Origin of the sequence: Nocardia sp. A7, from assembly GCF_046549215.1 — a bacterium.
GTDB lineage: Bacteria > Actinomycetota > Actinomycetes > Mycobacteriales > Mycobacteriaceae > Nocardia.
This window is the reverse complement of sequence record NZ_JAJPWE010000005.1, coordinates 102009-113544: the sequence shown is the minus strand read 5'-3', so window position 1 is coordinate 113544 and position 11536 is coordinate 102009. Positions and strand designations below refer to the sequence as shown.

Sequence of the window (11536 nt, the reverse complement as noted above, 5' to 3'; positions counted from 1 at the left end):
CGGGTTCAGCGGAGCAGATAGGGCATGTTGACGGTGACGGCACCGGTGGGGCAGCGCGCCGCGCACGGCCCGCAGTACCAGCACTCGTCGACGTGCATGTAGGCCTTGCCCGAATCATCTTGGATGGCAAGGGAATCGAGGGGACACATGTCGACGCAGAGGGTGCAGCCGGTGATGCACAGCGATTCGTCGATCGTCACCGGAACATCGGCGCGTTGGGGGACCAGTGCCATTACAGGACCTTCCATTCAGGGGTGCTGCGGGTGAGGTGGCCGCGCATGGTGATGCGGTCACCGCGCATGCGGATGTATTCGAGGTCGACGGGGCGGCCGTCCTCGAGGTGGGTCAGGCGTTCGAGCATCAGCAGTGGCGCACCGGCGGGGGCATCCAGGGTGGTCGCGGTGTGTGGGTCGGCCGCGACGGCTTCCAGCGCGAGGTCGGCGGCGCCCAGCGACTGGCCGGTGATCTGTTCGAGCAGTACGAACACGTCGGTGGTCTCGAGATCGTGGGTGAGCAGCTCGGTGCCGATATCGGGCGCGAGATAGGTGAGGTCCAGGCTCAGCGGCAGATCGGCGAGAAACCGCAGGCGCTCGATGTAGACGACCTTGTCGCCCGTGGACAGCTCGAGTCGACGCGCGACGGCCGGGGGAGCGGTGATGGTGGTGGCGGCCCGGACCTCGTTGCGAACGGTGCCGTGCCCTTTGAGCGTCTCCTGCAGGCCGAGCAGGGCATCGAGGCCGTGGTCGAACTTGCGGGCGGCGACCCGGGTGCCGAGCTTCGGGGCGCGATCGATGAGCCCCTCGTCGCGCAGCAGCGCGAGCGCTTCGCGCACGGTATTGCGGGATGTCCCGTGCTCGGCGGCGAGTTCCTGCTCGCCGGGCACGGTGCCCTGCACGGCGCCCGCCAGGATCTGGTGGCGCAGGATATCGGCCACCCGGCGCGCTCGATCGGCGCGCTGACCGCGGATCGGGGTGGGCTCTGGAGCCCCTGTTCTCTCGCTGACCTGCATGAACAGCGACGATAGCGGCGATTGCGCGGCACTCGGCCCGTCGCGATTCCGGCCAGAAATCAGGGGATGTTTCTACGCCGGGTGGCAGTTCACGCGACCTGCGGATATCCCCGCGGAAACCGCTATTGCGCCACCTCGGGCCGGGCGGCCGACATTGCGATCACGTCGATCGCAATGTCGGCGCGGTCAGGGTTGGCCGGGGTTGAGCACGATGAACAGCCCCTTCGCCTCGGCACACAGCTTGTCGTCGTTGTGCAGCGTCGCCCGTAGATACACCTTGCGGCCCTCGACGCGTTCGGTCCACGCGCGCACCGTGAGCTCGCGATTGAGCGGGGTGATCGATCGGTAGTCCAGGGTCAGCGAAGCCGTGCGGGTCACCGACTTGGTGGCCAGCGCGGCGGTCATGCCGATGATGTCGTCGAAGGCGAGTGCGATGTGCCCGCCGTGGGCGGCGTTGTTGCCACCCAGGTGGAAGGTGCGGAAGGTGACCTTCGCGGTGACGCCGTCGCGATCACCGCTGACCACCGTGTACGGCGGCAGCGTGATGTTGCCGCGCGCGGGCAGGTCGGTGCGGGTCCAGCTGGGCGAGGACCATTCGTCCACCACCGCGGTGTCGAGGCGGGCATTGAGCTGCTCGAGGGTGGCGATGGCCTCCTTGGCGAGCTCGTCGGACGGGTTAACCAACCGCGTCCGGTCCATCAGCCGGCGGACCTGTTCGATCAGTTCGCCGTAGTGAGCTCCGTCTACCGTGTCGGCGCCGCGGTCCTTGCGCGCCTGGATCAGCTCGGCAACCGGCCGGAATCCGCCTTCGTGATGCTTCTCGTCCGGGAGCGAGCTGCCGACCTGTGTATCGTCCATATGCAACACGTTATCGCTGCCGAGCTGGGATGTTCGCGTCGGGGATCGGTGTCAGGTCCACTAGGCTCGAAGGCGATCACCGACTAGGTCTCCAAGGTTCCGGAGGGTCGGCGCACCGCCGGTGGTGCCGTTTCCGGGTGAGCGGCGAAAGGCTGGGCGCATGGGTATCGCGGCGGTTGTGTTCGACATGGACGGCGTGCTGATCGATTCCGAACCCATCTGGGAACAGGTCAGGCACGAGTACGTGGTTCTCAAAGATGGTCGGTGGCAACCGGATTCGCAGAAGAAGATGATGGGGATGAACACCGTCGAGTGGTCGTCGTACCTGTCCGACGAGCTGGGTGTGGCCGAGCCCGCCGCCAAGGTGGCCGCCGATGTCATCGATCTGATGGCCGACAGATACGCGCACCACGTTCCGCTGTTGCCCGGCGCGGTCGACGCGGTGCGGCGGTGCGCGGGTTCCTGGAAACTCGGCCTGGCCAGCTCTTCGCCTGCCACGCTGATCGATCTGGTGCTCGCCAAGTCAGGGCTGCTCGACCATTTCAGCGTGGTGCTGTCCACCGAGGAGGTCGGCCGCGGCAAACCGGCACCCGATGTCTATCTGACCGTCGCGCAGCGCCTCGGCGTGGATCCGAAAGACTGCACAGCCGTAGAGGATTCGACCAACGGGCTGACCTCCGCGCACCGCGCGGGGATGCGACTGATCGCGGCACCGCGTCCGGAGTTCCCACCGGGCCCCGATGCCCTCGCGCTGGCCGACGTCGTCATCGACGATCTCGACCAGCTCACCGCAGAGGTGATCACCGGCTGAGTCAGAAGCTGCCGGTCACGCCGTCGATGCGCTCACGCAGCAGGTCGGCGTGGCCGTTGTGGCGGGCGTATTCCTCGATCATGTGCAGATACACCCAGCGCAGGGTGTAGTCGTCGCTGCGCCACGGTACGTGGAACACGTGGTCGAGCGACAGTCCCGCGACGGTGGCGTCACAGGCGTCGACCTCGGCGTGGAAGGCGGCGAAGACCTCCTCGGCGGGCAGTGCCGCGAGGTCGTCGAAGTCAGCGTCGGGCTCGTCCTCGGTGCCGTAGACCGGTTCGATGTCCTCGCCCGCCGCCGACACCCGGAACCAGCCCCGCTCCACCTCGGTGAGATGTCGTACGAGCCCGAGCAGCGACAACGACGACGGCTCCACCGAGTGCGTGGCCAGCTGTTCGCCATCGAGTCCACCGCATTTGCCGAGCAGGGTCTGACGATGAAAGTCCAACCAGGACTGCAGCATCGGCCGTTCATCCGCGCCCACCAGGGTTCGCTTCGGCTCGATTTCGGGTGCCTTCCACGTCATCGGTGCGAGGCTACCTGCCGTAGTGGTGTGGCGCAGCTGGATTTACGCGTCACCGATTCATCCGTCCGGCTGTCGGCGGCACTCGCCGATCCGGCACACTGGCCCGATGGGTGACCAGCGCGGCGACCAGCCCGAAGTCGTAGTCCACGTCGGTGACGGCTTCGACGCTCCGCACCCCGTCGACCCCGCGAAACCGGGCGCGGCAGCCACCGATCCGGCCCCCGAACACCCCTTCCTGCTACTCACGCGCACCCCCACCGACAGCATCCAGGCGCGCTACCTCGACGACGGCACCTACGAACTCGAGCACACCACCGGCACCGAGCACCGCCAGCTGTTCACCACCGACGCCCTCCTGGTCCGCGACATCGTCTGGTCCTGGATCCAACGCGACACCTGGTGGTCCGACACCGTCGCCTGGACCACCATCGACCCCGACATCGCCGAACTCCACGCCCTGCACACCGAACTCTCCGACATGCTCGACGGCATCTGCCTGGTGGACTCCGTCACCGCCGAACTCGACCGAGCCCTCTCCCGCGCCGACGAACTCCTCAACGACTTCGACCTCGAATTCGAAGGCTCGGACGGCGTCGACACCCCCTGACGTGGCTTACAGTGTCGCCGTGGGGTTCACCGAATACGGACCGGGCGATGTCGTCTATTTTCCGGCGGGTCCGTTCAGTGACATCTGTGGGGTTGTCCGAGAGATCGACGCGCGTCGGGCGGAATTACGAATCGAATTCGGCGAGGGCACTGTGCATCGCGAGGGGAATGTCCTGCGCGAGCGCCGACACAAGCTGACTGTCGGATTCGACGAGGTCGAGCTGGTGTAGCCGACCGGAGATCGTATTGCGACGTTAGTGTTGGTGGGCAATGATTGCGTCCAGCATGCTGAATTCCGATCCTGCTTTCGACAGTCTCCAAGGCCTATCTGTTGGCGACGCGCTGGGGGCGCAGTTCTTCGTTCCCGGCAGCTCCGTTCCTGATCTACTCGCCGGGCGACCACCGTCCGCGCCATGGCCATGGACCGACGACACCGAAATGGCGTGTTCGGTATACGCGGAAATTCATGACCGGGGCAGCGTGGATCGTGATCTTCTCGCGGACGCGTTCGCTCAGCGATGCGAACCGTACCGGGGCTACGGGCCCGGCACCGTTGTTGTGCTGCACGAGATTCGGGACGGGCGTCCGTGGGCTGAGGCGGCGGGTGCTGTTTTCGGCGGGCGTGGATCGTGGGGGAACGGGGCCGCGATGCGGGTGGCGCCGCTCGGCGCGCATTTCGCTGGAAACCCGGATCGGGCCGCGGCGCAGGCGGCACTGTCCGCCGAGACCACTCACCGGCACCCGGAAGCGATCGTGGGCGCGATGGTAGTGGCGGTCGCCGCCGCATATGCCGGCGCGACGCGTGGAAAGTGTTGCGCGCCAGATGAATTATTGCTGACCGTCGAGCCGTATCTAGTCGATGGACGCACCGCGGAAGGCGTTCGTCGCGCTCGGAAGCTGCTCGGCCGAACGGCGGCCGAAGCTGCCTATGAACTCGGCAACGGCGCACGGGTCAGCGCTCAGGACACGGTGCCTTTCACCCTGTGGGTAGCCGCCACCTTCCTCGAGGACTATCCCGGTGCAATCACCGCTTGTGTAGAAGCCGGTGGTGACGTCGACACCACGGCTGCGATCGTCGGCGGAATCGTGGCCGCCCACACCGGCATCGGAGACCGCGGAGCGACCCATGGAATTCCGCGGGAGTGGCTCGCTGCGCGCGAACCTCTGCCCGCCTGGGCATTCGGGCGATTGCCGGGAAGCGAGCGGTAGTGGCAGTCCTCGTCGTGGGATCGCAACGCGTGCGCGCACGCCGGGGTCAGCGGGCTTGAGCGCTGGTCATCGTGGTGGCACTCCTGTCGCCGTTACCCAATCTCACTCGCTTACCGGCTTCCGTCGCTTCTTCGCCTCGGATCGCGAGCCGTTCGGCGATGGTCGCGTTCGGGTACAGGTCGGCGTAGTCGTCGAAGACGTTTCCTGTGCCGTCCGCGTAGGTGAGGAACGGGTGAATTGTCCTTCCGGCGAGATCGCTAGCGTCGAGCAGGGTGCGAGTTATCTTGGGGGCGTGAATATTTCAGCCGGGTAGTTTTCGCCGGGCCGGGAAAAGTGGATGAGCGCGACGCGCCCGCTCGTCGCTGCCGGAGCTGTGCCGGGAGGTAGAAGCGGGCGGCGTTGGCCGGGCGACGGTCCTCGGTGAGCATCGGTGCGTAGAGGGCATTCGCCAACCGTTGGCGGCGAGCATGTCGTGGCGTGCGTTGCGGACACAGGCGGGGCATCGGTGATGGCGTCGAGTATCTGCTGGATGGACGTGGTGACTCCGGCGGTGGGTGTGGGGCGGCGTTGTCTGGCCGGTGTCGGGGCTGCTGCTCGGGCGAGGTCGAACAGGTGGGTGCGTTCGGCGTCATCGAGTTGCACGGCGTGGGCGAGGTTGTCGAGCACGCTGTTGGAGGCGCCGACGAGGTTGCCGCGTTCCATACGCACGTAGTATTCGATGCTCACCCCGATCAGTGTCGTATTAGTTCATACTATCTGACCTGCGGAATTGCTGCAATCCGCAGTGTTTCTCACTCGCCGGTGCGCGCGACCGATCACGGCTCGTAGACAGATCAGCTCGGCTCGAAGCCTCGCCGGGCTGCTCCGTGGCAAGCCCCGAAGGGGTGCGGCAGCCGCTGTATTCGTGCGGCGAGGCGGGCGCGTGTTCTGGGACGTAGTCACGTGCCCGATCGCCTCGCTGCGTCGGTTGATTGCAGTTCTGCGGCCAGTCTCAGCCGGACTGTCGTAACGGCCAGTGTCGAAGTTCGGGTCGTGATCGGTGTGGTGCGATCAGGCCGGGGTGTGCCGCTGGTACCCGGTGAGCATCGCGGCGACCTCCGCAACATGACCTAGTGTCAGCCTGTGCCGCAACACGGCATTGGGTTCCCCACTGCAGCGACGGGAAGTCAATTTTGCGAGGATTTGCTTGGTCGGCGATTCTCTTCGAGGTAGGACCCTCGATATCCCGAACGGACCGTGATGAAGTCATCGATCAACACCGCACCGTAAGCGACGGCGATGAGCGCGGCCAGTTGAACCCACGCGACCCACACCACACCGATCGGAATGGTCGCGCAGACCGCGACGGCCGCGACCAGGCGAGTCCACGGCCGCGGCAATCTCAGTGCCGACCGGAAGCAGAACTGACCGAGGAAGTAGAGGCCTGCTGATTGCGCAGGTCAGGGCAGTAAAAATAGTCGTTCATTGGGAAGTCGCGGCAGTCCGACACAGTGACCCGAATCGACTGCGACGGTGCAGGGTCGGCGGGCGGCCATGTCTTGGACGAACACCAGCGCGGCAGTCAGGCACGCAGCGAAATCCATTCGGACACTCGTGAATTGAATGGTCAGGTGGATATCAGGCTCGTCGGGACACGGCGACCGCGCACATGGATCGGTATTCGGGTGTGGCACTGTCGGTGTCCTTCCGGGCGAGGTCAATAGGGGCCATGGGAGCGAGGCTTGGCTGCGTCCAGGACGTGGCGCACGCAGGCCAGGATCGTGGTCCCGGATGGTCGGAAGGGTGTGGTCGCGGGGACTATCCACGTTCGGTGGGCGTGGTGGTCTGGGCTCGGGGTCGGCAACACGATGTTGCCGTCGCGGACCACGACCACGTGCGCACGCCAGAGCTCGGCGAGCGCGGCGGGGTCACCGATCGGGCGCATGTCGATAGTGCGGATGAGATAGGACCATGCTCGCGCGCGGGGGTGGCCGATGATCGGGCTCGGTCCGATGTTGCGGCGGTGCAACTCGACCTTGACTCGTTGGGCGAGGTCGGTCGGCATCATGATCGCGCCGGTCGATCCGGCCATCATCATGATCTGCCCTGTCACCGTGTCCACGAACGTCGGCAGGCTACAGATTCGCCGGTAGAACATGCTGCGTGAAAGCGGCGAATCCTGCATGGAATCAGGGCTTTTCGCGTACGCCATCGCACTATCCCTCAGGGGATGGGCGGCCGGGGGTCGCGGTGGCGATAGCGACGATGCGGTGGATGTCGGTGACTTCGCACCCGAAACCGGCGACCTCGAGTAGGTCGGTGAGCTCACCGACGGTGAGCGGCCATTCGCCGTAGGTGGAGAGCAGCCCAACCGCTTCGGTGTGGGGCAGGTGCGGGTAAAAGGTTTTGGCCACTGCCGCGCGCATCGCCTCGACCGACAGGGGCGGGTCGGGTTGGATCTGGTCGGCCAGGATCAACATGCCGTCGTCGCCGAGCACGCGCCGCATTTCCCGCAGCACCGCCAACTGTTGGGTGGGTGGTACGTGGTGGAGGGTGAACGTCAACACGACCAGGTCGAACCCGCCGTCATCGAACGGCAAGGCACATAGGTCGGCGTAGACGAACGAGAGCGACCCGCGCGCTTTGTGGGGTGCGTGGAGCCTGGCTTGGTGCAGCATCGCTGGTGAGAGGTGCAACCGACGATGTCGGACTCGGGGTGTAGCCCCTGGATCAGCCGTGCCATGGTCCGGCCGCTGCCGATCCCCGCGTCCAGTGCGGTACAGGGCTCGGTGGGCAACTGCCGCGATATCTGGTCCAACACCTGTTCGCGCACGGGGGCTTGGGTGAAATCGGTGTCGAACCCGTTCGCGCGGCGGTCCCAGTGGGCTTCGCGCGCTTCGATTCCCGGATCTGCGGTCGGTGTGGTGTCGTATTCGGTACTCATGCCTGGGCCTCGAGATCGATCGGTGGCTGTGCGCCGAGGTGTTCGGTCAACAGGGCTGCGAGTCGGTCTCTGGCGGTGGTGAGGTCGGCGCGGTCGCGGCCGGGGCCTGCATGGATGATGAACAGGGCGTCGCTGGTCTGCGGGGTTGCTTTGGACTTCTCGCACTGGCGGACCTCGAGTCGGCACAGCACGTCGTCGTGATCGAGGTAGGCGTACTCCCCGGCGGGCACCGGTACCGGGTCGGTCGCACCGAGGGGCACGAATCGTTCATGTCCGGTCGTCATCGCCAACCGCACACCACCGGCGATCGATGCCAGATCGTGTGCGCCGAAAGCGAACCGGGTTTCTGCCGAGACCAGGTTGTAGGTGTCGACGAGCGGGTTGATGCGGGGCAACCGTCCGGCGCGGTGCAGCAACCGCAACAGTGTTTCCGGTGCGGCGATTTCGCTTTTCGCGGCCTTGCCGACCTGGGCGTGTACTGCCCGGAAGGCTTTGAACTCGGGTTCGGTCTTGAGAGTCTTCGGGTCGGTCGCGGCGAGTATGGACTTCTCCGAGGTCTCGATTTCGTGATTGAGCGCGGGGCTGGTCTCTGTTGGCACGGTGATGCCGGGAACGACGAACGCAATGGCTTGGATGCCGAGATCGCTGACCCGATGATCGATGCTGAACGACTTCATTTCGTCTCCTCGTCAATTGGATGAAATGCGTTGCGGGGGTTGATTACTCGTTGATCGCGCTGCCCGGTCGCATCGCCTGTAGGCGTGGCGGGCGTGGTGGTGATGAAACCGGCTTTGCGCATGGCGTCGAGTGCCCGGGTGAGGTCGGCAAAGGTGTGTTCGAGAGTGACGGGGATGAGGTCAGTCATCGCGCGGCCTGACGTGCCGGGCGGCGCTGTCCAGCCGTGATCTGCCACTCCGCACGCCGGTTGCGGAAAGCGTCGCCGTTGTCACGCAAGGCGTGCAAGATGCGCACCACACGCCACCTCGGCGCGTTGAGGTTGCGCGCGATCGTGTCGGCGGTGAGTAGTCCACCGGGTCGGAGGATGGCGAGAACATCGGCTGCCAGGCTGGTTGTCATCGGGTCACCTCGGCGATCTGGCGAGGATTCTCGGCGACGGCGGCCTCACGAGTCCGGTCGTCGGTCGGCCTTATGGGAGCCCCATCGGTGGGGCGGGCTGGTGCCGCGTCCGCTGGGGGAACGCCGCGTCGAACAGTGGTTGCCATCGTTCGGTCTCCGCTCGATCCGGGCCGGGTCGTCCCGTTACCCACATCCAGGAAACGGGCTACCTACACTGGTCGGAAAGGTGGCAAATCGTGTGGCACGCGATTTGCCATACCTTCGCGGTAGGCCCGAACCGACCCGCAAGCAGAGGGGCACTCATGACAGATCCGACGACCGAATCCGAGCGGACGCCGGGCGACATCGCGAATCACCTTGCGCGGGAGATCAAACGCCGACGCCTTGATGCGGGCCTCAGTCAGCGAGGACTGGCCACCGCGACGGGCTACACACGTCAGTACGTCTCAATGACGGAATGGGAAGACGCCAATCTGCCGTCTCAGGAACTGATCGCCGCGATTGACACCGCAGTCGGCGCGAACGGTGACCTCGTTGCCATCCGCGCCGAAGCGAAAAGCCTTAGACACCAATCTCGTCGACGATCGGATCCCGTTGCGGCCGAGTCGGACTCCGATTCGGCAGGCTCGGCTCGATTGCCGGTCCTCGTCTCTACCGAGTTGGGTTCGGACCGAGCGTTCGATTCCGGTTCGGCCACATCGCTGATGCGATCGCGCGCTGTATCGGAGAGGTCCCTCGGGAGTTTTGCGGCCGTCACCGATCTTCTGGCTGGCCAGCGTCAGAGTATCGCCCCTGATGCTCTGATCGGGCCGATCGAAGCTCATCGAGACGCGGTAGCCGCCCTGTTCCGCGCTGCGACCGACGATCGCAGCAAGCAGCGCGCGGGCGCGCTTCTAGGGGAAACATCGGTTGTGGCGAGCCGGGTTTGGAGCGCCATCGGTGACAGGTCGATGGCTCTCACGCACTGCGCATTCGCCCGAAAGCTCGCAGACCAGTTGCAAGACAAGACGATGGGTGGGATCGCACGCATATTCGAGAGCAACCTGCGGTCCGATGCTGCAACGTTGATCAGCTCGGATGGTGATGTGGTTATCGGGCTCCGAATACTGAAGGAGGCCGCCAACGTCTCCGACTTTCTGCCACCCGCCGCGCGAGCGAGGATCGGAGCTGAGCAAGCGCAAGCCTATGCGGTGCTGGAACTGCGGGAAGAATGCGAGGAAGCGCTAGTTCGTGCCCAGCGTGCTGCCGAGGACATCGAAGACAACGATCGTGCGGGGTTGTTCAGCGACTGGAACACCACCCGCATTCAGGTCTATGTCGGCACGTGCCAACTCCTCCTCGGCCAACCGAAGCGCGCGATTGCGGCACTCACCGAAGCGTTAACCACGCCCGAAGGGGACAGCCCCAACGTCGATCTCGCCGCGCGGGTAGACCTCGCCAGCGCCTACGCACTGTCCGGCGAACTGGAAGAGGGCTGCCGAATTCTCGGCGACACATACAACGCGCTGGCGACCATGGGCAACCATCGCGGACTCGAACGCGCGCAAAGAGCTATCGAACGGATGGCTCCCTGGCACGATGAGCGGCCGGTCCTCGCGATGCGAGAACGGGTCGACAGCATCAACGGCTATTGATCGACCCCATAGCTACGCGGATCGCCTGCAAAACCGCATCGGGCTCCAGTCGGTCGACAATCGCATCGGGTGAATGCTCCGACAACTCTTCAGATGTCAGTCGGTGCGCTACGGCGACAACACCGAATCCCGCATGGCGAGCGGTCGCGATGTCGTTCGGCGCATCGCCGATGATGACCGTTCGTGCGGGGTCGAGCGGGTACCCGAACCTTGCCCGGAATCGGTCGGCAACGAAGGCGGGCAGGTCGAACCTGTCTCGCGCATCCGAGCCGAAAGCGCCGATGTCCAGGTCGAGGTGTGTATCGAGGCCCGCGACCGAAAGTTTGAATTCGGCTGAGACCCGCAGGTTTCCGGTGAGCGCGGTCTGAACGAACCCGTGTTCTGCCAAGGCTGTGATGGTGCGAGCAGCACCGGGGTATGCGGCCTGGTCGCGGGCAAGTTCGGCCTCACCGTTTGACATGACGTCCATCAGTACGTCCGGGTAGCGGCTGAATCCTTTTTCTGCCACCTCTTCGGTGACCCCCGAGGCGATGGCGGTGTCGATGACGATCGATTCGTCGGTGTAGCCATGCACGCGCGAAGTGGGGAAAACGACGGCGGACTCCTCAAGGCCGTATGTGCTGGCCACGGCCCGCCGTAGCCAGCGCAAATCCGCGGGGATCAGTGTTCCGTCGACATCCCAGACAACGAGTCCCGCATGTGTCTCACCCATGCTCACGGATTCTTGCAGACCGTGTTGTCTCCCGCAGTGCGCACCCAATCACTGAGGGGTACTCGCAGCTGCTCCAAGGCCGGTGCCTATGTGACCAGACTGATGAGGAACTACCAGGAGGTCTAGCGCCTCCAAAGCCAAAGAGCGGCGGCAGTAGATCACGCAATAGAC

General features: G+C 65.2%; 15 protein-coding genes and 1 pseudogene. 5 read left to right on the top strand and 11 right to left on the bottom strand.

All coding sequences use genetic code 11. The annotated features are described in order from the left end of the window. Positions 1-5: 5 nt before the first annotated feature. The 3 genes from ACLJPD_RS25975 to ACLJPD_RS25965 form a co-directional block, all read right to left on the bottom strand. Positions 6-233, bottom strand: coding sequence for a ferredoxin family protein (locus ACLJPD_RS25975; RefSeq protein WP_410875583.1), 228 nt, complete (start codon positions 231-233; stop codon positions 6-8). After that, on the bottom strand, positions 233-1009 hold the full coding sequence (locus tag ACLJPD_RS25970; RefSeq protein WP_410875582.1) for a GntR family transcriptional regulator: 777 nt from the start codon (positions 1007-1009) through the stop codon (positions 233-235). The genes ACLJPD_RS25975 and ACLJPD_RS25970 overlap by 1 nt, the downstream gene beginning before the upstream one ends. A gap of 186 nt (positions 1010-1195) precedes the next feature. Continuing rightward, positions 1196-1867, bottom strand: a complete 672-nt coding sequence (locus tag ACLJPD_RS25965; RefSeq protein ID WP_410875580.1) for a PaaI family thioesterase — start codon at positions 1865-1867, stop codon at positions 1196-1198. A gap of 160 nt (positions 1868-2027) precedes the next feature. On the opposite strand from ACLJPD_RS25965, the gene ACLJPD_RS25960 reads away from it, so the two are divergent. Then, the gene (locus ACLJPD_RS25960) at positions 2028-2678 is read left to right on the top strand and encodes an HAD family hydrolase (protein ID WP_410875578.1); all 651 of its coding nucleotides are present in this window, start codon (positions 2028-2030) and stop codon (positions 2676-2678) included. A gap of 1 nt (position 2679) precedes the next feature. On the opposite strand, the gene ACLJPD_RS25955 is transcribed toward ACLJPD_RS25960, so the two are convergent. Then, positions 2680-3204 (bottom strand): DinB family protein, encoded by a 525-nt coding sequence (locus tag ACLJPD_RS25955; protein WP_410875576.1) that lies wholly within the window; start codon positions 3202-3204, stop codon positions 2680-2682. Positions 3205-3310: 106 nt separating this feature from the next. Here ACLJPD_RS25955 and ACLJPD_RS25950 point away from each other — a divergent pair, with 106 nt between their 5' ends. Genes ACLJPD_RS25950 through ACLJPD_RS25940 form a run of 3 tightly spaced genes read left to right on the top strand, consistent with a single transcriptional unit; the run spans position 3311 to position 5019 of the window. Beyond that, positions 3311-3811 carry a hypothetical protein gene (locus ACLJPD_RS25950; protein ID WP_410875575.1) on the top strand — a complete coding sequence of 167 codons (501 nt, stop codon included), beginning with the start codon at positions 3311-3313 and terminating at the stop codon, positions 3809-3811. 19 nt (positions 3812-3830) lie between these two features. Then, the gene (locus ACLJPD_RS25945) at positions 3831-4040 is read left to right on the top strand and encodes a hypothetical protein (protein WP_410875573.1); all 210 of its coding nucleotides are present in this window, start codon (positions 3831-3833) and stop codon (positions 4038-4040) included. A 55-nt stretch (positions 4041-4095) separates the two neighbouring features. Beyond that, positions 4096-5019: an ADP-ribosylglycohydrolase family protein gene (locus ACLJPD_RS25940; protein ID WP_410875571.1), complete on the top strand. Its 924-nt coding sequence runs from the start codon at positions 4096-4098 to the stop codon at positions 5017-5019. A 386-nt stretch (positions 5020-5405) separates the two neighbouring features. On the opposite strand, the pseudogene ACLJPD_RS25935 reads toward ACLJPD_RS25940, so the two are convergent. From ACLJPD_RS25935 to ACLJPD_RS25910, 6 genes and pseudogenes are all read right to left on the bottom strand, one after another. Continuing rightward, positions 5406-5754, bottom strand: a pseudogene (locus ACLJPD_RS25935) (transcriptional regulator); the annotation flags it as partial. A gap of 961 nt (positions 5755-6715) precedes the next feature. Beyond that, positions 6716-7210, bottom strand: coding sequence for a DNA-directed RNA polymerase subunit beta (locus ACLJPD_RS25930; protein ID WP_410875570.1), 495 nt, complete (start codon positions 7208-7210; stop codon positions 6716-6718). 4 nt (positions 7211-7214) lie between these two features. Continuing rightward, the gene (locus ACLJPD_RS25925; RefSeq protein WP_410875569.1) at positions 7215-7694 is read right to left on the bottom strand and encodes a class I SAM-dependent methyltransferase; all 480 of its coding nucleotides are present in this window, start codon (positions 7692-7694) and stop codon (positions 7215-7217) included. 244 nt (positions 7695-7938) lie between these two features. Beyond that, positions 7939-8619 (bottom strand): B3/4 domain-containing protein, encoded by a 681-nt coding sequence (locus ACLJPD_RS25920; protein ID WP_410875568.1) that lies wholly within the window; start codon positions 8617-8619, stop codon positions 7939-7941. Continuing rightward, on the bottom strand, positions 8616-8807 hold the full coding sequence (locus ACLJPD_RS25915; protein ID WP_410875566.1) for a hypothetical protein: 192 nt from the start codon (positions 8805-8807) through the stop codon (positions 8616-8618). The genes ACLJPD_RS25920 and ACLJPD_RS25915 overlap by 4 nt, the downstream gene beginning before the upstream one ends. Next, entirely contained in the window at positions 8804-9019 is a 216-nt protein-coding gene (locus tag ACLJPD_RS25910; protein WP_410875564.1) for a hypothetical protein, read from the bottom strand. The genes ACLJPD_RS25915 and ACLJPD_RS25910 overlap by 4 nt, the downstream gene beginning before the upstream one ends. Positions 9020-9321: 302 nt before the next feature. Here ACLJPD_RS25910 and ACLJPD_RS25905 point away from each other — a divergent pair, with 302 nt between their 5' ends. Then, the gene (locus tag ACLJPD_RS25905) at positions 9322-10653 is read left to right on the top strand and encodes a helix-turn-helix domain-containing protein (protein WP_410875562.1); all 1332 of its coding nucleotides are present in this window, start codon (positions 9322-9324) and stop codon (positions 10651-10653) included. On the opposite strand, the gene ACLJPD_RS25900 is transcribed toward ACLJPD_RS25905, so the two are convergent. Next, positions 10640-11365 carry an HAD family hydrolase gene (locus tag ACLJPD_RS25900; protein ID WP_410876312.1) on the bottom strand — a complete coding sequence of 242 codons (726 nt, stop codon included), beginning with the start codon at positions 11363-11365 and terminating at the stop codon, positions 10640-10642. The genes ACLJPD_RS25905 and ACLJPD_RS25900 overlap by 14 nt on opposite strands. Positions 11366-11536: the final 171 nt, after the last annotated feature.